The sequence below is a fragment of the Streptosporangium sp. NPDC049644 genome (assembly GCF_040675205.1).
Taxonomy (GTDB): Bacteria; Actinomycetota; Actinomycetes; order Streptosporangiales; family Streptosporangiaceae; genus Streptosporangium; species Streptosporangium fukuiense.
Window position 1 is genome coordinate 34,548 of sequence record NZ_JBFAOJ010000028.1, and the last position, 19,259, is coordinate 53,806.

Annotated in this window: 20 protein-coding genes and 1 tRNA gene; 10 read left to right on the forward strand and 11 right to left on the reverse strand. The window is 70.0% G+C overall.

Annotated elements, in window-relative coordinates:
• Positions 1-156 precede the first annotated feature (156 nt).
• The gene (locus AB0J58_RS18150; RefSeq protein WP_364216837.1) at positions 157-570 is read left to right on the forward strand and encodes an ATP-binding protein; all 414 of its coding nucleotides are present in this window, start codon (positions 157-159) and stop codon (positions 568-570) included.
• A gap of 171 nt (positions 571-741) precedes the next feature.
• Here the strand turns inward: AB0J58_RS18150 and AB0J58_RS18155 are convergent, their stop codons facing one another.
• Together AB0J58_RS18155 and AB0J58_RS18160 are read right to left on the reverse strand one after the other, a co-directional pair.
• A complete protein-coding gene (locus tag AB0J58_RS18155) occupies positions 742-972 on the reverse strand; it encodes a prevent-host-death protein (RefSeq protein ID WP_364216840.1) in 231 nt (76 codons plus the stop codon).
• A 154-nt stretch (positions 973-1,126) separates the two neighbouring features.
• Positions 1,127-1,708, reverse strand: coding sequence for a hypothetical protein (locus AB0J58_RS18160; protein ID WP_364216843.1), 582 nt, complete (start codon positions 1,706-1,708; stop codon positions 1,127-1,129).
• 154 nt (positions 1,709-1,862) lie between these two features.
• On the opposite strand from AB0J58_RS18160, the gene AB0J58_RS18165 reads away from it, so the two are divergent.
• Both AB0J58_RS18165 and AB0J58_RS18170 read left to right on the forward strand, forming a co-directional pair.
• On the forward strand, positions 1,863-2,423 hold the full coding sequence (locus AB0J58_RS18165; protein ID WP_364216845.1) for a hypothetical protein: 561 nt from the start codon (positions 1,863-1,865) through the stop codon (positions 2,421-2,423).
• 107 nt (positions 2,424-2,530) lie between these two features.
• Positions 2,531-3,817, forward strand: a complete 1,287-nt coding sequence (locus AB0J58_RS18170; RefSeq protein ID WP_364216848.1) for a hydroxyacid-oxoacid transhydrogenase — start codon at positions 2,531-2,533, stop codon at positions 3,815-3,817.
• Positions 3,818-3,840: 23 nt separating this feature from the next.
• On the opposite strand, the gene AB0J58_RS18175 is transcribed toward AB0J58_RS18170, so the two are convergent.
• Complete coding sequence (locus AB0J58_RS18175) at positions 3,841-4,173, reverse strand: STAS domain-containing protein (RefSeq protein WP_364216851.1); 333 nt, start codon at positions 4,171-4,173, stop codon at positions 3,841-3,843.
• Positions 4,170-4,727 carry a DUF5994 family protein gene (locus tag AB0J58_RS18180; RefSeq protein WP_364216854.1) on the reverse strand — a complete coding sequence of 186 codons (558 nt, stop codon included), beginning with the start codon at positions 4,725-4,727 and terminating at the stop codon, positions 4,170-4,172. Before AB0J58_RS18180 ends, AB0J58_RS18175 begins: the two co-directional genes overlap by 4 nt.
• A 266-nt stretch (positions 4,728-4,993) precedes the next feature.
• Here AB0J58_RS18180 and AB0J58_RS18185 point away from each other — a divergent pair, with 266 nt between their 5' ends.
• Complete coding sequence (locus AB0J58_RS18185; RefSeq protein ID WP_364216857.1) at positions 4,994-5,137, forward strand: hypothetical protein; 144 nt, start codon at positions 4,994-4,996, stop codon at positions 5,135-5,137.
• Positions 5,138-5,249: 112 nt separating this feature from the next.
• Here the strand turns inward: AB0J58_RS18185 and AB0J58_RS18190 are convergent, their stop codons facing one another.
• Both AB0J58_RS18190 and AB0J58_RS18195 read right to left on the reverse strand, forming a co-directional pair.
• Positions 5,250-6,557 (reverse strand): M64 family metallopeptidase, encoded by a 1,308-nt coding sequence (locus AB0J58_RS18190; RefSeq protein WP_364216860.1) that lies wholly within the window; start codon positions 6,555-6,557, stop codon positions 5,250-5,252.
• A 166-nt stretch (positions 6,558-6,723) separates the two neighbouring features.
• Positions 6,724-7,980, reverse strand: coding sequence for an alpha/beta fold hydrolase (locus AB0J58_RS18195; protein ID WP_364216863.1), 1,257 nt, complete (start codon positions 7,978-7,980; stop codon positions 6,724-6,726).
• A gap of 110 nt (positions 7,981-8,090) precedes the next feature.
• On the opposite strand from AB0J58_RS18195, the gene AB0J58_RS18200 reads away from it, so the two are divergent.
• The gene (locus AB0J58_RS18200) at positions 8,091-9,041 is read left to right on the forward strand and encodes a LysR family transcriptional regulator (protein ID WP_364216866.1); all 951 of its coding nucleotides are present in this window, start codon (positions 8,091-8,093) and stop codon (positions 9,039-9,041) included.
• 28 nt (positions 9,042-9,069) lie between these two features.
• Here the strand turns inward: AB0J58_RS18200 and AB0J58_RS18205 are convergent, their stop codons facing one another.
• Entirely contained in the window at positions 9,070-9,882 is an 813-nt protein-coding gene (locus tag AB0J58_RS18205) for a DUF1684 domain-containing protein (RefSeq protein ID WP_364216869.1), read from the reverse strand.
• A 200-nt stretch (positions 9,883-10,082) separates the two neighbouring features.
• On the opposite strand from AB0J58_RS18205, the gene AB0J58_RS18210 reads away from it, so the two are divergent.
• Positions 10,083-11,657, forward strand: a complete 1,575-nt coding sequence (locus AB0J58_RS18210) for a family 10 glycosylhydrolase (RefSeq protein ID WP_364216872.1) — start codon at positions 10,083-10,085, stop codon at positions 11,655-11,657.
• Positions 11,658-11,726: 69 nt separating this feature from the next.
• Here the strand turns inward: AB0J58_RS18210 and AB0J58_RS18215 are convergent.
• Positions 11,727-11,800: transfer RNA gene (locus AB0J58_RS18215), tRNA-Lys, on the reverse strand.
• Between the two features lie 101 nt (positions 11,801-11,901).
• Between AB0J58_RS18215 and AB0J58_RS18220 the strand changes: the two genes are divergently transcribed.
• Together AB0J58_RS18220 and AB0J58_RS18225 are read left to right on the forward strand one after the other, a co-directional pair.
• Positions 11,902-12,753 (forward strand): MoxR family ATPase, encoded by an 852-nt coding sequence (locus AB0J58_RS18220; RefSeq protein WP_364216875.1) that lies wholly within the window; start codon positions 11,902-11,904, stop codon positions 12,751-12,753.
• A 40-nt stretch (positions 12,754-12,793) separates the two neighbouring features.
• Positions 12,794-14,146: a VWA domain-containing protein gene (locus AB0J58_RS18225; RefSeq protein ID WP_364216878.1), complete on the forward strand. Its 1,353-nt coding sequence runs from the start codon at positions 12,794-12,796 to the stop codon at positions 14,144-14,146.
• Here AB0J58_RS18225 and AB0J58_RS18230 read toward each other — a convergent pair whose 3' ends face one another.
• A complete protein-coding gene (locus tag AB0J58_RS18230) occupies positions 14,147-14,905 on the reverse strand; it encodes a nuclease-related domain-containing protein (protein WP_364216881.1) in 759 nt (252 codons plus the stop codon). It lies immediately after the preceding gene.
• Positions 14,906-15,111: 206 nt separating this feature from the next.
• Here AB0J58_RS18230 and AB0J58_RS18235 point away from each other — a divergent pair, with 206 nt between their 5' ends.
• On the forward strand, positions 15,112-15,717 hold the full coding sequence (locus AB0J58_RS18235) for a TetR/AcrR family transcriptional regulator (protein WP_364216884.1): 606 nt from the start codon (positions 15,112-15,114) through the stop codon (positions 15,715-15,717).
• Positions 15,718-15,804: 87 nt separating this feature from the next.
• Here AB0J58_RS18235 and AB0J58_RS18240 read toward each other — a convergent pair whose 3' ends face one another.
• Together AB0J58_RS18240 and AB0J58_RS18245 are read right to left on the reverse strand one after the other, a co-directional pair.
• Complete coding sequence (locus AB0J58_RS18240; protein ID WP_364216887.1) at positions 15,805-16,905, reverse strand: acyl-CoA dehydrogenase family protein; 1,101 nt, start codon at positions 16,903-16,905, stop codon at positions 15,805-15,807.
• 28 nt (positions 16,906-16,933) lie between these two features.
• Positions 16,934-18,103: an acyl-CoA dehydrogenase family protein gene (locus tag AB0J58_RS18245; RefSeq protein WP_364217001.1), complete on the reverse strand. Its 1,170-nt coding sequence runs from the start codon at positions 18,101-18,103 to the stop codon at positions 16,934-16,936.
• A gap of 425 nt (positions 18,104-18,528) precedes the next feature.
• Here AB0J58_RS18245 and AB0J58_RS18250 point away from each other — a divergent pair, with 425 nt between their 5' ends.
• Positions 18,529-19,116, forward strand: a complete 588-nt coding sequence (locus AB0J58_RS18250) for a GNAT family protein (RefSeq protein ID WP_364216890.1) — start codon at positions 18,529-18,531, stop codon at positions 19,114-19,116.
• The last annotated feature ends 143 nt before the right edge of the window (positions 19,117-19,259 follow it).

A 19,259-nucleotide genomic window follows, 5' to 3' on the forward strand; every position in this document is an offset into this window, starting at 1 on the left:
GAACGGGAGGCATCGGGGGAAGAGGACCACCTCGGCCACCGTGGCAACGGAGCCTCGAAAACGCCGGGAGAAGAGACCGACCGCCCCGGACGCCGGGGTGACAGAGCTCCGAAAACGCCGGGGGAAGAGGACAACTGCCCCGGACATCACGCCGCGATGCCGTGGGCGGGTGGGCCGTACAGCGCGTGGCGGCAGGTCTTTCCCGGCCGGGTGGCATCCGTGCCGGAGGTGCGGGCCTGGGCGCGGGACCTGCTGGCCGGACGCGTCGCGGCCCCACTCCTTGACGACGTGCTGCTCCTGCTGAGCGAGCTGGCCACGAACGCGGTGGCCCACTCCGACTCCGGGCGTATCACGGACGGGCGCCTGACCGTCTACCTGGCCCGTACCACCACGATGGTCCACGTGGAGGTCACCGACGACGGCTCCGTCACGAGCGCGCCCGCCGTACGCGTACCGGAGGCCGACGACGACGGCGGGCGGGGGCTGTGGCTGGTGGACCTGCTCGCCGCCGAGTGGGGCTCCCACCACGACGGAGCGGGCAGATCGGTCTGGTTCCAGGTCATGGGTTAGGGCGGGGCGCGCTGACAGTGTCAGCGGAGTGATGGGGAATCACCGCCCGTTTCGGGAAGCGCGATTCTTGACTCGGTGGATGTGCTCCACTCCCTGTGCGATGACGGTCTTAGGAGGATCGGCCACCGATCCCAGGGGCATCGCCGCCATCAGCGCCCCGGCCGATGCCCATCAGTCGAGATCGACTTTCCGGGGAAGGTCTTGTTTCCGCGAGAACTCCACGTCGTCGTCCCAGTCAGGATCAGCGAGAAGGGACTTCCCGAAGTCCGGAGCATCGCCTTTGTCGATGACGACTGTCATATCTTCTCCGTGCCGGGGGACCACCTCAGGCTCCTCGTTCACCACACGCTGTACGACCTCGCTGAAGCGTTGTTCCGCCTCCTGAACCTGCTGTCCGCTCACACGTGTCCTCCTGTCTGGGCCCAAGGTAGCCCCAGCATGAGATCACGCGAGTGATCTCGACCACGGAGGAATGACCCCCCGCGCTCGGACGGACAGCCCTCCGGTTCCAGGGGACGGCCCTCTGGTCCCGGAGGGGAGCGGTCCGATCAAGCCGTCAGTTGTCCCAGGCCGCGTTCTTCAGGATGGTGGCCAGGCCGGGGGTGGCCCACTGGTCGACGATCAGGATCTTCGACTTGGGCAGGTACCACTCGCGCTGGTTGAACGTCGACTTCTGCTCGCCGCCGGTGTACGTCACGCACCGGCCGGGCCAGACCCGGTAGTGCGCCTTGTGCGCCACCCCGATGTTCCGGTAGCCGACCGCGATCGCCTTGCCGAGGACCTGGCCGTACCTGGGGTTGGTCGCGCAGGGCACCACGTCGGACGCCGGGTAGAACGGCCCCTGGTCGGGGTTGTAGCGACCGAAGCCCTCGGCACCGGTCTTGAAGGCCTTCGGACCCATGATCCAGAAGCTGTCGCATTTGGGCTGGAAGTAGCCGCCGTTGGGCCGCGCGCAGGCACCGGTCACCACCCGGACCTGGTCCGCGGTCCCGTACACCCGCCAGGAGTTCGGGATCTCCAGCGTCAGACCGCCGCGCAGCCGGAGCAGCGCGGTGGAGGAGCTCGCGGACGCGGGAAGCTGGGCCGCCAGCACGGCGGCTCCGGCGACAGCGGTCACCGCGATCGTTCTTTTCATCATGGCGGCGATGCTAGTGAGGACGGCTTGCCGTTTGCATGCATTCCTCTTGCGAAAAGGGCATATATCGCTACTTGAGATGTCGAACCGGGACGTGCCGGCGATCCCCGAAGTCGGTTTTAAGAGGTACCCAAGTGGCCGGGGTCACGATGGCCGCATGAACCTCCTGAAAAGCCTGATCAGGGCCGTCGCGGGGGCGGCCCTCGTGGTTCCGCTGCTCGCCCCCGTCACCCCCGCCTCGGCCTCGACCATGGACGCGGCCCCGTACGTCCGGATCACCCTGAACGCGATCATCCCGTGGCGGACGCTGGGGAACAACGGTGACGAGATCTTCGTCAAGATCTCCGGCCCCGGGCTGATACCGCTCACGACCATGACCTACCGGGTCTGGCCGCCCAGCAATGCGGTCCTGCCGGTCAACTCGGGCTACTGCTACAGCTTCGAGAACGCCCCATGCCCGCCGGGCAGCGACGACAGCCGCTCCTGGACGGTCGGCACCGCGAGTAAGCCCGTCTTCCTCGCCAACGGCGGCCTGGCGACCATCAACATCCGGGACAACGACGTCATATTCGCCGATGACGACGTCTTCCTCCAGTCCTTCCACCTCAACCCGCTGACCCAGGAGAGCCGCTACACCCTGAGGCCGAACGCCGGCCGGACCGACACCTCCGACTACCAGGTCAACATCACGCTGACGCCCAGCATGACCCCCTTCTGACCTTCCCCCTGAGGGGTCGGCAGGCGGGTAAACGGGCATCAAGTGTCACGGAGTACCGCGTACGGCTTCCCGTGCCACCGGTAAGATCATCGAGAGAGGAGCCGGGCGTGTTCAGCACTCCGAGCAACCCCGAGTCCGTCTTCACCTACGGCGCCCCCGCCCTGAAGTTCGGCTCCGGTGCCTCGGCCGAGATCGGCTTCGATCTCGGGCAGTACGGCGCCCGGCACGTCCTCGTCATCACCGACCCCGGGGTGGCCGCCACCGGCGCGCCGCGACGGATCGCCGAGCAGCTCTCCGGGTTCGGCATCCAGGCGAGCGTGTACGAGGGCGTACGCGTCGAGCCGACGGACGAGAGCCTGCTGGCGGCGGTCGAGCACGCCCGCGCCGGTGGGCCGTGGGACGCCTTCGTCGCCGTCGGGGGCGGCTCCAGCATCGACACCGCCAAGGCGGTCAACCTGCTCACCACCAACCCGGGTGAGCTGATGGACTACGTCAACGCGCCGGTGGGCGGCGGCCTGGCCCCGTCCCGGCCGCTCAAGCCGCTGGTCGCGGTGCCCACGACCACGGGCACCGGTTCGGAGAGCACCACGATCTGCGTGCTCGACGTGCTCGACCTGAAGGTGAAGACCGGGATCAGCCATGCCCGGCTCCGCCCGGTGCTGGCCGTCGTCGACCCCGACCTGACGATGAGCCAGCCCGCCGGGGTCACCGCGGCCGCCGGGATGGACATCCTCTGCCACGCCCTGGAGAGCTACACCGCCCGGCCGTACACCTCCTACGAGCGCAGGCGCCCCGAGGAGCGGGTGCCCTACTGCGGCTCGAACCCGGTGGCCGACATGTGGTCCGAGCGCGCCATCGCGCTGCTCGCGCGGTCCTTCCGCACCGCCGTACGCGACGGGGACGACGCGGAGGCCAGGGGGCGGATGGCGCTGGCGGCGACGTTCGCCGGGCTGGGGTTCGGCAACGCGGGCGTGCACATCCCGCACGCCAACGCCTACCCGATCGCCGGGCGGGTCAGGGGCTTCCACCCCGAGGGCTACCCGGCGGGCGAGCCGATGGTGCCGCACGGCATGGCCGTCGCGCTGACCGCTCCCGAGGCGTTCAGGTTCACCTTCGAGGCGCTGCCGGAGCGGCACCTGCGCGTGGCCGAGCTGCTCGACCCGTCCGCCGCCAGGCCCGACGACCTCTCCGAGTACCTGCCCGGCGTGCTGACCAGGCTGATGCGCGACATCGGCCTCCCCGACGGGATCGGTGGCGTCGGCTACACCGAGGCGGACGTCCCCGCGCTCGCCGAAGGCGCGATGAGGCAGCAGCGCCTGCTCGGCACCGCTCCCCGGCCGGTCGCCGAGGACGACCTCACCAAGATCCTGACCCGCTCCATCGCGCTCTGGTGACGGGGAATCCGCTCCGCCGACGCTCAGCGAATGGTGAAGGTGCGGTCCAGGCCGGTGATCCGGAGCAGGGCCGCCGTCTGGTGGCGAGGCGCGGACAGCTCGAAGGTGACTCCGAGTGATCTGGCGCGGCGCTGGATGCCGACCAGTACGGCCAGCCCCGAGGTGTCGAAGAACGACACCCCGGACAGGTCGAGGATGAGCGGGTTCGCTCCGCGCCGCAACGCGCGGAGCAGTCGCTCGCGCAGTGCCGCGCTGGTGAAGACGTCGATCTCGCCGTGCAGATGAATGACGGTGGCGGCGGGGCCGGCGGCCTGGGGACCCACTCCGTGAGAAGTCTGAGTTTGCAGGACGGTCATGATGTCTCCTCTCGGAGGGCATCCGGGCCCTGGTGACCGGCGATCTGTCCCCCCTCGTCCTCCCAGACGGCCTGGCTGTCATCCCGGGCGATCGAGCTGACGTCCGAGGAGGCCGCGGCGGTGAGGATGTCGATCGGGCGGGTGGCGCCCGCGCACCTGGTGGCCAGAATGAGCGCGTGCGCGGCCGTGTCGCTCTCGGTGCCGGGTGGAATGACCAGCAGGTTGACGGGTTCCATGGCCTCGCAGATCAGAGTGACCACGTGCGGGTTCATGTTGCGGAACCAGCCCACCTTGACCTGGCGGCCGGGGGCCACGACACGGTGCGGGATGTCGTCCCAGGACCCCAGGGGCAGACCCACCCGCCCGACGGGCCGGTCCAGCCGCCGGTCGACGGCGGCGATGAGGTCCGGCAGTTCCACCGCCGCGTCCTGTGAGTAAGGCCACCAGGCCCCGTCCACGGCGCCCCTGCGGCCGAGGGTGGGATCCAGGCTGAGGCGTGCCTCAGGAGTGGTGTCGGTGAGCGGTGTGCTGTGGGAAAGAAGCTCCGGCGTCATGATCGCCCGGCCCGTCTCGGTCCGTACGGGGACCGAAGTTGCCTATCGCCTTGGGCGACGTCGACCTGAATGTCAACGCACGAAATGTCCTTGGTACCCCCAACTCTACGCCTGTTTTCCGCTCCGCGAGGGGGTCGAGGCTGGGGCCTGGACAGTGATTCGTTCCGGCGGAGTCTGCCCCGACGGAGCCTGACGTCGTCATCGCCTCCCTCGCCGTACCAACGTCCGCCGCCGCCGAACCGTCCCCGCCGGGATCCACCGAGCGGGTGGAGGTCTTCTCCCCCGACGGCACGATCCAGCAGGTCGAGATCCCGCGGCGGCAGGTGCCTCCCGCCCAGCGCTTCGACCTGGTCTTCGTGGGCGTCGGTCTCGACGCGATGACCAAGGCGATCCTCGCCAAGACCGGATGACGATCCGGCCCTGAACGCACGAGATCGCCGAGAGACGCCCGCTCCCGTGGAGCGTCTTTCGGCGGTCGCGGTCCTGCCGCGCCCCGCTCGGGGCGCGGCAGGACCGTCCGGTTCAGTGCTTGCTGACCGTCCAGGTGATCGACTGGGTCAGGACCTCCGCCTTGTAGGCGGGGTTCCGCACGAAGTCGGTGGAGTCACCGACCTGCACCGAGTAGGCGCAGTCGCCCTTCTTGGCCTTCAGGTCCTTGCGCCCGCACCACGGCGCCTCGGGCTTCCCGTGGCCCTTGGGCTTCTTGGTCAGGGCCACCGCCGAGGTCCTGCCCGCCCACTCGGTGATCTCGTGGCCGTTGATGAACCAGCGGGTGGACACGGTCGGCAGCCCCACCGGGGTGACCGTCAGGGTGCTGTCCGGCTTGACCTTGCCGCTCGGGGTGGAGTCGTCGATCAGGCCGGTCGTGCCGACGAAGGTGCGGACCATCTCCTCGCGGCCGACCAGGTTGAACTCCCGGTACAGGGTGCGCATCAGCGAGTTGTCGCTGGGCCGGTAGATGCCGAGGTTGTAGTAGGCACCGCCCTCGAAGGTGTCGATCACGCCGCCGTCGGGGGTCTGGGCGCCCAGCCAGTACCACCACTTGGTCCGCTGGGCGGTCTGCTGCCCGGCGTTGTGGATCGAGACGTTCTTCTCGACCGGCTCGTCGTCGGTGTAGGTGCTGCCGTCGTCCGGGTAGGCCCAGTAGGGGTACTCGTCGGCCAGGTCTCCGATGGAGTGGCCGAACTCGTGCGGCAGGATCTCCGGGCCGCTCCGGTGGCTTCCGGAGAAGGTGACCAGGTTCTCCTCGATGTAGCCGGCACCGCCGTAGGTGGGGCTGTTGATCACGACGGCGATCTGGTCGAAGGCGGGGGCCAGCGCGGCGTAGGACTCGGCGGTGGGAACGTCCACGCAGACCAGGCGCTCCAGGTCCTCGCACCAGTACTCACCGCCCAGCGCGGTGTCCTTCTGCACCCCTCTGACCGGGTCGTTGTCGACGCCGGACTCGCCTGAGACGACGTTCACCTGCCAGACGTTGAACAGCTTTCGGTAGCTCTTGAACGGCTCGCGCTGGATGAGGATGTTCCAGCTGTTGGCCACCTGGGCGGCGTAGGCGGCCTGCTCGGCCTCGGTGAAACCGTCGCCGAGATAGACCAGGTCGATGCGTTTGTCACTGGGGCCGTTGACCTCGATCGGCGTCACCGTGGCGGACGGCGCGGCCAGGCCCCTCGCCTTGCCGCTCTCCACCGGAACCTCGGTGTAGCCCTGGGGGGCGTTCTCGCCGAAGACCTCGACCTTTCGCGTCTGACCTGGATCCTCGGCGTGAGCCGGGCCGGTCGACAGACACGCCATGACCATGAGCGTGGCGACCACCACGGACGATCTGCGCACGGGTTCTCCTTGCTTGGGGAATGTCGCAGATTGTCACCGGTGTCGGATAACGGGGTGATCACGCGAGAGTGTCGAGCTTGCCGCCCCGTTCGCGCCCGCCGGGGAGCCGCAGGTCAAGGCCGCCCATAACCGACGGGTTATGGGCAGTTGAGATGGAGTGATGGGATCACCTGCGGACCATCGTGACGAGCCGGTCCAGCACGGCCCCGCCCGAGGCGCTCAACCCGTCGTGGGCGTACTCGTTGGTGATCCAGGAGGACAGGTCGCGCACCGCGCCCGCCGTGCGGAGGGAGCTGTCGCGGTCCACGTACAGGTCGTCGTGGTAGATCACCGCCGCCACCGGGACGGTGTTGCCGCTCAGCCGGTCCAGGTCGTAGAGGCGCGGCCAGGACTCGCAGGCGGCCAGCACCTCGGCACAGGCCCGCAACGGGACCAGCGCCGGGTCCTCGTCGAAGAACCACGGGAAGATCATCTCACCGAAGAACCGGACGGGCCCGCCCTGCTCCACATCGAACTCGGGGAACTCGCCCAGCGCCCGGTGCGCGGCCCAGCCGGAGGCCTCACCCTGGCAGTAGGACGCCTCGTGCAGCACCGCGTACAGCGGGTGCTCGGCGTAGGAGACCGTCGCGTCCACCCGGCGCAGGAAGACGTCGGACAGCTCCTTCTCACCGGCGAACGCCTCCTCCAGCAGATGGTGCAGCGTGTCGAACCTGCCCTCCGTGCCGAACGTGATCCCGAGGGTCTGGAAGCGCCGCGGGGTCAGCCGCTCCCCGCCGGGCAGGAACACCTCCTGCCGGTGCAGGTGGTCGACCACCTGACGGGCGATCGCCAGGTCACCGGGATAGCGGGCGAAGAACCGCTCGTTGTGCGCCAGGACGCGGGGGTAGGCCGCCCGGTACACATCCTCGGGCCGGCCGGTCAGCGGCGGCAACCCACCCGCGATCATGACTTCGCGCAGCCCCTCGGGTGCCAGCGACAGGTAGGTCAGCGCGCAGAACCCGCCGAAGCTCTGCCCCAGCAGGCTCCACGGCCGGTCCCCCGCAAGGTGCGCGCGGAGCAGTTCGGCGTCCCTGACGATCGAGTCGGCCCGGAAATGGCGCAGGTAGGCGGCGGGGTCGTCGAGGCCGGCCAGGGTCTGCCGGTTGGCGGGAGTGCTGCGCCCGGTGCCGCGCTGGTCCAGCAGCAGCACCCGGTACTCCCGGGTGGCCCGGTGCAGCCACCCGACCGGCGAGCGGGGGGCGCTGTGGCCGGGGCCGCCCTCCAGGTACAGCAGCCACGGCAGGCCGTCCCCCTGCCGCCCCGCCGCGACCACCTCCCGCGCGAACACCTCGATCGTCGCACCGTCCGGGCTGGAGTGGTCAAGCGGGACGGTGATCGTGTGATCGGTGAAGACGAGGTCGGAACGACGGTAGGTCACTGGCATAGGGTTTCCTTCGAAAGTCGGGATCACCGTTAACTGTGCGCCAAACCGAGGAGCCTCGTCTTATCCCAGAGACATATAAATCCAGCGTTATGCCGCACTATATTTGGCCCATGCAGCTGGAGCTACGGCACCTTCGAGCGTTATGCACCATCGCCGGCGCGGGGAGCCTCAGCAAGGCGGCGGCCTCCCTGGGCGTCTCCCAGCCCGCCCTGACCGCCCAGCTGCACCGGATCGAGTCCACGCTCGGCGGCCAGGTCTTCCGGCGCAGCCGGTTGGGCGTGACACCGACCCCGTTCGGCCAGTTCGTGCTCACCCGGGCCAGGTCCGCGCTGCACACCGTGGACGAGCTGATGACAGGCGCCCTGCCGCCCAGCGGCCAGACGAGCGTCGCCCGCATCGGCGGCTACGCCAACCCCCTGTTCAGTGGCCTGCTGCGGCGGCTGTTCGAGGTCCCGGGAGCCTCGATCACCGTGCACACCGAGCACTCGCCCCGCCTGCTGCTGGATCTGCTGGCCTCCCGGCGGCTGGACGCCGCGACCCTCATCGACTATCCCGGCCACGAGCTGGTCATCCCGCCCTCGGTGGGCGTGCGTCCCATCGCCGTGGAACCCGTCTTCGTGGCGATGGCCGAGGCCCATCCCCTCGCGGTGCTGGAGGAGGTGCCGCTGGCGGAGCTGGCGGACGACGACTGGGTGCTCTCGCCACCGGACGGCGCCGGATGGCCGGAGTGTTTCGTGACCACCTGCCAGAACGAGGGCTTCGTCCCGAAGATGCCGTACATCATGATCGAGCCGATGATGATCCGTAATCTCATCGCCGAGAAGCACGCGATCTCGCCCTGCCAGGCCAGTTTCCCCTCGGGGCAGGGGCTGGTGGTCCGCCCGCTCGCCGGATCACCGCTGTGGATCAGGCACCTGGCGGCCTGGCGCCGCGACGGCGCCCTCGCCCACCGGGCCGAGGAGCTGACGCGCCTCGCCACCGAGGCCCACCGCGAATCCCTCGAAAGCCAGCCGCACTACACCGCCTGGCGCGCCCGCCACCCGGCGGACCTCCGGCCGTGACGGGGGCACGGGCGCGCCCATCCGGACGTCAGCCGCGCTCGTAGGGGATCTTCTCGCCCGCCTCGATCGCGACCGGCAGCCGGTTCTCCGCCGGCGGCAGCGGGCAGGTGGCGAAGTCGGTGTAGGCGCACGGCAGGTTCGTGGCCCGGTTGAAGTCCACGGTCACCTGGTTGTCGGCGTCGGGCACCCCCAGTTGCAGGACGCGGTTCGCGGCGTAGGTGGTCACGCCGGAGGTCGCGTCGGTGAACAGGGCGATCAGGCTGCCCGGCGCGTGGCCGTTGAACACCGTCAGGCTCAGTGTCCGCCCGTCGAGCTCGAACTCGACCCGCCCTGGCGCGTCGTAGACGTGCCGCAGCCCTTCCACCGCGGCCCCGACGTCCGTCGGCCGGGGCTCGTCGAACGGCAGGTAGCGGCCGGTGACCAGCCATCGCGGGTCCGGCGGGAAGACCGGGGTGCCGGCGAACGCGACCCGCGGCGGGTGGTCCGGGTGTCTCGGCCTGACGATGTCATGCCCGCCCCGCCTGGCCACCTCGATCACCGCGTCACCCCAGGCGGTGTTGATCCCGCCGCGTTCGGGGATGGGGCCGAACACGTACCGGCCACGCACCGGCGTGCCGTCCACGACCAGTTCCTCCTCGTCGCCGAGGGTCACCACGACGCCCTCGCCGCCGGTCGACCACTCCCCCGGGGCGTCCGGCAGGCGCTGCGGTTCGGACGTCAGCCAGTGCAGGTTCGTGACGGCGAGGAATCCGTGGGGATCGGCCAGCACCGCCTCGTGCCGGTGGTGCCAGTCCTGCCATTCCTGGACGTACGTGGCCACGTCGATCACTTTGGCTGCCATGGCTGCTCCCTGAATGTCATGGAATCTTTCATATTATCCCTACCGTTTATATCGGTTTATGTCCAGTGCCGGTCTCCGGGCCACCCGCCCGAACGCCGTGGAGCGGCTCGACGATGTTTTCTTTCATTGTCATTGATTTGAAAGTAAGTTTCTGCCAATGTCACGCTCGGCGCCTTCTTCTTCAGCCTCCGGAGGTCCGCATGAGCGCACCCACCCGACGTTCCGTCCTGAACGGTCTGGCCCTGGCCTCGGCCGCGACGATCCTCCCCCTGTCGGCCCTCACCTCGATGCCCGCCTTCGCCGCCGAAACCCCCGACGACAGCACCACCGATAGTGTCCCGCCGCTGCGGCAGATGCGCGGGATGTGGATCGCCTCGGTGCTCAACATCAACTGGCCGTCGAAACCCGGCCTGACCGTCGAGGCGCAGCAGGCCGAGTACCTGGCCTGGCTGGACCTCGCGCGGGCCCATCGGCTCAACTCGGTCTTCGTCCAGATCCGGCCGACCGCCGACGCCTTCTGGCCCTCGCCGCACGAACCGTGGTCGGAGTACCTGACCGGCGTTCAGGGGCAGGACCCGGGCTACGACCCGCTGGCCTTCCTGGTCGAGGAGACGCACCGGCGCGGCCTGGCCTTCCACGCCTGGTTCAACCCGTACCGCGTGTCGATGCAGCCGGACCCGGCCAAACTGCACCCCGAGCACCCGGGCCGCAAAAACCCGGACTGGATCGTCTCCTACGGCGGCAAGCTGTACTACAATCCGGGCATCCCGGCGGTGCGGGCGTTCGTCCAGGACGCGATGATGGACGCGGTCACCGGATACGAGATCGACGGCCTGCACTTCGACGACTACTTCTACCCGGTCAACACCACGGCCTTCGACGACGCCGCGGCCTACGCGCGCTACGGCGCGGGCTTCCCCGATCTCGCCTCCTGGCGGCGCGACAACGTGGACCTGCTCGTCCGGGAGATGCAGCAGCGGGTCCGGCAGGCCAAGCCGGAGGTCGCCTGGGGCATCAGCCCCTCGGGCATCTGGCGGAACAGCTCCACCGACCCCCTCGGCTCGGACACCGCCGGCAGCCAGTCGTACGACAACCTGCACGCCGACACGCGGGGCTGGGTCAGGAAGGGCTGGCTGGACTACATCGCACCGCAGATCTACTGGTACATCGGCCAGTCGAACGCCGACTACGCCAAGTTGATCCCCTGGTGGTCCGGCGTGGCGGCGGGCACCGACGTCCAGCTCTGGATCGGCCAGGCCGCCTACAAGGCCGGTGCCGCCGGGCAGCCCGCCCAGTGGTTCCAGCCGGACGAGCTCTCCCGGCACCTCACCCTCAACCTGGACAACCCCCAGGTCGGCGGCGATATCTGGTACAACTCCGGCGATGTGCGTGAGGACCGGCTGGGCAGCGTCAGCACCGCCGTGACCGACCACTACACCCGCCCGGCCCTCGCCCCGCTGCTGCCGCGCCTCGCGGGCGGCCGGCCACCTCGCCGCCCGGTCCTGGCCGCCGCCCACAAGGTGGCCGGGGGCGCCGAGTTGCACATCGTCGCCCCCGGCAGGGACATCCCGTTCCAGTTCGCGGTCTTCCGGTTCGACCGGCAGGCCGGTCCCGGCGACTTCGCCGACGCCCGCAACCTGGTCGCGGTCATCCCCGCGGGCCGCGACGTGCGCTGGGTGGACCCCGAGGGAGCACGAGGCGCGAACTACCACGTGACGGCCGTGGACCGGGCGAACCGCCAGAGCGAGCCCAGCCCCGGCCGCCGGGTCCGCTGACCCGGGTCAGCGAGGATTCACACAGAGAAAAGCCCGGATCGGCGATGCCGATCCGGGCTTTCCCGCAGGTGCGCCGCCAGGGACTCGAACCCCGGACCCGCTGATTAAGAGTCAGCTGCTCTAACCAACTGAGCTAGCGGCGCTTGAAGCCCTTGAAGGATAGCGCACATCGGGCAGGGCTTCGAAATCCGCGACGATCAGCGGCTAAGCTAGAACAACATTCGGTCCTGTACTGGGAGCACACATGTGGTTCGCCTCGCCCGCCGACGCCAGCGAGCGGCTCAGCGCCGTCGACTACCTATCCGACGACTCCATCGCGACCTCGGTCTTCCTGGCGGGAGCACTCGGCAAACCACTCCTCGCCGAGGGACCGGCCGGCGTGGGCAAGACCCAGCTCGCCAAGGCCGTGGCGGCGGCGACCGGGGCGGAACTGGTCAGGTTGCAGTGCTACGAGGGGCTGGACGAGGCCAGGGCGCTGTACGAGTGGAACTACAAGAAGCAGCTGCTGCGCATCCAGGCCGGGCAGGACGAGAGCTGGGACGCCACCCACGACGACATCTTCACCGAGGAGTTCCTGCTGGAGCGGCCGCTGCTCGCGGCGATCCGGTCCCGGACGCCCACGGTCCTGCTGATCGACGAGACCGACAAGGCGGACGTCGAGGTGGAGGGGCTGCTGCTGGAGATCCTGTCCGACTACCAGGTCACCATCCCCGAACTCGGCACGATCACCGCCGTGCGCAGGCCGTACGTGGTACTGACCTCCAACGCGACCCGCGAGCTCTCCGAGGCGCTGAAGCGGCGCTGCCTCTACCTGCACCTGGAGTACCCGACGCCGGAGCGCGAGCGTGACATCGTGCTGGCCCAGGTGCCCACGATCACGGCCGCCCTGGCCGAGCAACTCGCCCGTACGGTGGCCACCATGCGCGCCCTGGAACTGAAGAAGGCACCCTCGATCGCCGAGACGATCGACTGGGCCAACACCCTGATCGCGCTGGGCAGGACCGAGCTGGACGAGGCGGCGATCGGGGCCACCCTCGGCGTCGTGCTCAAGCACGCCTCCGACCAGACCCGGGCACGCAAGGAGCTCGCGCTGTGACCGGCGTGGAGCGCTCGGCCCACAAGGCGGGAGGCGGAAGGTGAGCCTGCTCGACCGGCACGTGGGGTTCGTGCACGCGCTACGCGAGGCGGGACTGCCGGTGTCGCTGGCCGAGGGGCTGGACGCGGCCAGGGCACTGGAGGTGATCGACCTGACCGAGCGGGAGTCGCTGCGGGCCGCGTACGCCGCGACGCTGGTCAAGCGGCCCTCGCACCGGCCGGGCTTCGACACGCTGTTCGACCTGTGGTTCCCCGCCTCCACGACCGGCCTGCGGCCCTCGCACGAGGCCGAACTCGACCTGGAGACCGCCGAGCTCCCCGAGCTGCGCGACCGGCTGGCCGGGCTGTTGCTGGGCGCCGAGGGGATGAACGAGTTCGCACGGGCCATGGTGGAGCGCTTCGGCCGCCAGGCGGCGAGTCCCGGCAGGCAGAACTGGTTCTCCTACTCGGTGATGCGGGCGCTCTCCCCCGAGACGCTCATGGCGCGCCTGCTCGCCGAGGTCCTCGCCGGCCAGGAGCGCGGCGGGCTGGCCGAGAAGGTCGCCCGGCAGCGGATCGGCGAGAACACCAGGCGCTTCGAGGACGCCGTCTCCCGCGACGTGCGCCGCCGGATCGCCGAGGACTCCGGAATCGAGCGGATCGCCCGATCCTCGGTACGCCCGCCGCTGGAGCAGCTCGACTTCCTGCGGATCACCAAGGCCGACCTGGCCAGGCTCCGCAGGGAGGTCCACCCGCTCGCCCGGCGCCTCGCCGCCAGGCTGACCGTCAAGCACCGGCTCGGCCACCGCGGCCGCCTCGACTTCCGCAGGACCGTACGGGCCTCGCTGTCCAGCGGCGGGGTGCCGCTGACCACCTTCAACAGGCCGCGCCGCCCGCACAAGCCCGAACTGGTCGTGCTCTGCGACACCAGCGACTCGGTCGCCGCCTTCGCCCACTTCACCCTGCTGCTGACCTACGCGCTGCGCGAACAGTTCACCAAGGTCCGCGCGTTCGGGTTCGTGGACACCGTGGACGAGATCACCCGGTTCTTCGTGCCCGGCGCCGACGTGGCGGAGGCGATGACCCGGCTGGCGCGGGAGGCCGACATGGTGCGGTTCGGCCGGACCAACTACGGCCACGCGCTGGAGAGGTTCGCCGAGCGGTACGGCGACGCCATCGGGCCGAAGACGTCGCTGCTGATCCTGGGCGACGCCCGGTCCAACTACCAGCCGCCCGCGCTGGAGACGCTGAAGCGGCTGACCGGGGAGGCCCGGCACAGCTACTGGCTCAATCCGGAGCCGACCGCCCAGTGGGACACCGGCGACTCGGTGGCGACGGCGTACGGGGGGATCGTGCCCATGTACGAGTGCCGGAACGTCGCGCAGCTGGCGGCCTTCATCGAGGAACTCGCCTGATCAGCTCATCCGGCGCAGCACCCGGGCCGCGGTCCTGGCGAGCACCTCCACCTGGGCGTCGTCGAAGTCCGCCCGCGGACCGTCCTTGATCCAGCGCGCGACCAGGCGGGGCTTGAGGAGGGTGAGCCCCTCCGCGGTGACCGACCGCCTGAGCTGCCCGCCGTGCACGGCGAGCAACGGCTCGATGGTGACGGGGATGCCCGACTCGCGGGAGAGCACCTCGGCCAGTGACTCGGAGACCTCGACGAGCGCCTTCGCCGTTTTCGTGCCGTACTTCTCGCCGAGGAACAGCCGGTCACCGTACCGGGCGATCTCGGTCTCCGGGTGCCACGCCTCGTTGTCGACCACCCAGACGCCGCCGGGACCGATGACGAGGTGGTCGATCGAGGCCTTGCCCGGGATGGCCCGGCCGTCGAGGATGTGGTAGCCGGCCCTGCGCAGCCTGCGGCGGAGCAGCCTGCCGGTGATGGTCTCGCCCCTGCGCCTGCCGCGCCAGACGGCGGTGGCGTCGTACTCGCGCCAGGTCCAGAACGCGTCCGCGGCACCGACGAGCAGCCCACACAGCAGCCCGAGGATCGGCGCGGACAGGTCGAACCGGTAGGCCAGCGCGACGCCCACCACCAGGCCGACCGCCGCCTTGACCCCGCGCATCCTCCTGCGGTGGACGACCTCCTTGAGCCAGAACTGCTCGTACATGACCTGGGGTGACAGGCCGTGAACCTGGTCGACTGGCGTCACGTAGATAGATCCGCCGGGCATGACGAACCCCCATGGCTCGATGCGATCGTGAAGGAAGTGTGGGGGACCTGCCACACTGAAGATCCTTGGACTATGAAATACCCAATTGGGGGCTCCAGCTATCGCGTAAACGCGAAGGTGACGCAAGTAACACGTCTCCGACAATCGGCCGCCTGTTTGACCAACCAGTCGGTACGCTTTCCCTCACCACACCATGGGGGACACGTATGACTCAGGACCAGGAGCCGGTACGGCAGCGCCTGCTCGGCGAGGCCACCCGCCTCTTCGCCGAGCGGGGCTTCGAGGGCACGTCGGTGCAGGGGATCGTCTCGGCGGCCGGTGTCACCAAGGGCGCCATGTACCACTACTTCGACTCCAAGGACGACCTGCTCCGCGAGATCTACGGCCGGGTGCTGCGCATGCAGATGGAGCGGCTGACCCACTTCGCCGAGAGCTCGGGGCCGGTGGCCGAGCGCCTGCACACCGCCGCCGCGGACGTCGTGGCGACCACCGTGGAGAACCTGGACGACTCCAAGATCTTCTTCCGGTCGATGCACCTGCTCGCGCCCGACATCCGCAAGGTCGTCCGCGCCGAGCGGCGCCGCTACCACGAGCGCTTCCGCGACCTGGTCATCGAGGGACAGCAGGAGGGCACCTTCAGGAAGGACGTGCCCGCCGACATCGTCGTCGACTTCTTCTTCGGCTCCGTGCACCACCTGGGCACCTGGTACAGCCCGGAGGGCCCGCTCTCGGGTGCGGAGCTGGGGGCGCACTTCGCCGACCTGCTCCTCACCTCGCTCCGCCCGGAGCCGACGCTCCCCTTTACGAAGTAAGTCCCCTACCCGGCGCACGGGGCAAGCCCCGCTCCCCGCTCGCGTGCCGGATGACACAGACCCGCGAGCGGGAGCGGAGCGGCGGGATCAGGCGGGCGCGGGCAGGTCCGCGAGAGCCGCCACCGCCTCCCGGTGCGCGCCGGGGGTGCCGAGTGCGATCTCGGTCGCCTTGGCGCGCTTGAGATACAGGTGCACCGGGTGCTCCCAGGTCATCCCGATCCCGCCGTGCAGCTGGACGCTCTCCTCGGCGACGTGCAGCGCCACCTCGGAACACCACGACTTGGCCACCGCCGCGGCCAGCTCACGGCTCTGGACCGTCTCCGCGTCACCGAAGCCGACCTGGTCCCCGGCCAGCAGGTCGGCCGCGTTCCTGGCCGCCGCGCGGGCGCGCACCACGTCCAGCCAGAGATCGGCCATCCGGTGCTTGATCGCCTGGAAGGACCCCACCGGGCGGGCGAACTGGTGACGCTCCTTGATGTAGGCGAGCGTCGTGCCCAGGCACCACTCGGCGACGCCCAGCTGCTCGGAGGCGAGCAGCCCCGCGCCGAAGCTCAGCACCCTTCGCACGTCGAGCCTGCCGAGCGCCGACGCGGGGGTGTCCGAGAAGGTGACGGTGGCGATCGGCCGGGTCAGGTCCAGCGAGGGCGGCACCTCGATCCGGACGTTCTCCGCCTCCACCTGGTAGAGCGCCGTTCCGACGGGCACCAGCAGCACGTCCGCCACGTCCGCGCCGGCCACCGCCCTGATCTCCCCGTTCAGCAGCCCCTTGTCGGTGACGGTGACGGTCTCCGGCAACGGCCGGTACGGAGACGCCGCCAGCGACACCGCCAGCGCCGCCGTCGTCTCGCCCGAGGCGAGCTCCTGGATCAGGTCCTCCTCGCCGACCTGCAGCAGGGCCTTCGTGGCGAGCACCGAGCTGGTGAAGAACGGCAGCGGCGCCACCGCCCGTCCCAGCTCCTCCAGCACCACCGCGACCTCGCGCGCCGACGCCCCCGCCCCGCCGTGGTCCTCCGGCACCAGCAGGCCCGCCACCCCGATCTCCCGCGACAGCGTCTTCCACAGGTCCATGTCGTACGGCGTCTCGGACTCGACCCGCTTCAGCACGGCGTCGGCCGGGCAGCGGTCCGCGAGGAGGCCTCGTACGGAGGCGCGGAGCTCCTCCTCGACCTCGGTGTAGAGCAGTGTCACCGGTCGCTCACCACTTTCGCGTCGTACGTCATCGGGGCAGGTCCTTCCAGGGCACGTCCTTGTCGACGCGGGGTTCCGAGGGCAGGCCGAGCACGCGCTCGGCGACGATGTTGCGCAGGATCTCCGAGGTGCCGCCCTCGATGGAGTTCCCCTTGGCGCGCAGGTAGCGGTACCCGGAACCCCGGCCGACGAAGTCGACGCCCTCGGAGCGGCGGAAGGTCCAGTCGTCGTAGGCCAGGCCCTCCTCGCCGCGCAGCTCGACGTCCAGCCCGGACAGGGCCTGGTTGAGCGAGGCGAAGGCGAGCTTCATACCGGAACCCTCGGGGCCCGGCTGCCCGGCGGACAGCTGCTCGCGCAGCCGCGTCCCGGCCAGGCGGGTCACCTCCGCCTCCACCCACAGGCGCAGCAGCCGCTGGTGGAGGTCGTGGGTGCGCGCCTCGGGCCGGGAACGCCAGACCTCCGAGAGCAGGCCGACCATGCCGCCGCCCCGCTTGACCGGCGTGCCACCGATGGCGACCCGCTCGTTCATGAGCGTGGTCTGCGCGACCCGCCAGCCGTCGCCGATCTCTCCCAGCCGCAGGTCGTCGCCGAGCCGCACCCCGGTGAGGAAGACCTCGTTGAACTCGGCCTCGCCGGTGATCTGCCGCAGCGGCCTGACCTCGACCCCGGGGGCGTGCATGTCGCACACGAAGTAGGTGAGCCCCCGGTGCTTGGGCACGTCCGGGTCGGTCCTGGCGACCAGGATCGCCCACCGGGAGTGGTGGGCACCGGAGGTCCACACCTTCTGCCCGTCGACGACCCACTCGTCCCCGTCCCTGACCGCGCGGGTGCCGAGCGTGGCCAGGTCGGAGCCGGCGCCGGGCTCGCTGAAGAGCTGGCACCAGATCTCCTCGCCCGTCCACAGCGGGCGCAGGAACCGGCCGCGCTGCTCGTCGGTGCCGAACGTCAGGATCGTGGGCGCGGCCATGCCCAGCCCGATCGTCTGCAGCCCGAGGTTGATCTGCGGCGTCCCCGCGAGCTCGTGCTCCACGACGTGCTGCAGCTCGCGGGCGGCTCCGAGCCCGCCGAGCCCCTCGGGGAAGTGCACCCAGGCCAGCCCGGCGTCGAACCTGGCCCGCAGGAACTCCAGCCGATCCCCCGCGGGATCGTGCGCGGCCAGGAACGCGACAGCGCGCTCCCTGACCGCCTCTTCGTCCAGCGCCACGAACGCTCCCTTCGTCGATCTTCGTCGATTCGGGCGCCCGGCGACCCCGGGCCCCCTGGCACCGCCCGCAGTCCCGGCACGCGGGAGGGGGAACGGCGAGGTCAGGTCAGGTGCTTTTCAGAAGATCCTCAGCGCCCGGCGACCCGGGCCGCGAGCACCGGACGGGCGAACCCGTCCATGACGTCGGGCAGCCGCCCCCGCGACTGCCCGGTCCCGGCCTGGAACACGAAATCCATGGGATCTCCTCACGGTCTGCCGAGAGTGTACCGACCAGACGGTACGCCTGTCGACACGCCCGACCATGCCGAAATTCACGGGATCCCCGCTCCACGACGGAACAGGACCCCCGAGTGGTCGCCGGAAAGTCCTGCCGAGTGGACCTTCGAGCAGGTCCACTCGGAGTCCTAGAGTCACCTGCCATGACCGCGCAGATGCCCACTCCCCTCACCCTCGAAGGCGACACCGTACGGCTGGAGCCGTTGACCGACGGCCACATCCCCGACCTGTTCGCCGCCGGCGGCGACGACGACGAGGTGTGGCGCTGGCTGCCCGCCCCCACCCCGCACACCGAGGCCGAACTGGCCGGGATCGCGACACGACTGATCGAGACACCGGACCACGTGCCGTTCGCGGTGGTGCCGAAGGAGACCGGCCGGGCGGTCGGCTGGACCACCTACATCGACACTCCCGGATACGCCGACAGCATCGAGATCGGCTGGACCTGGTACGGCAGAACCGTGTGGCGCTCCGCGGTGAACACCGAGTGCAAGATCCTGCTCATCGACCACGCCTTCGACAAGCTGGGCGCGAACCGGGTGCAGCTCAAGACCGACAACCTGAACATCCGCTCGCAGAACGCGATCAGGCGCATCGGCGGCGTCCCCGAGGGGATCCTGCGCCGCCAGCGCCGACGCCCCGACGGCACCTGGCGCGACACCGCCTATTTCAGCATCCTGGACGACGAGTGGCCCGCCCACCGCGCCCGCCTCACCGGCCTGACCCGCTGAGCGGCTCCCGAACCGGCCCATCCGCCCTTCCGGGCCTCTCCGGCCTCCCGGATCGCCGCTGAACCTTTCGGGCCCCGAACCTTTCGAGCCCCGAACCATTCGAGCTCCGAACCTCTCCGGTCTCCGCGACGCTCCGGCCGATC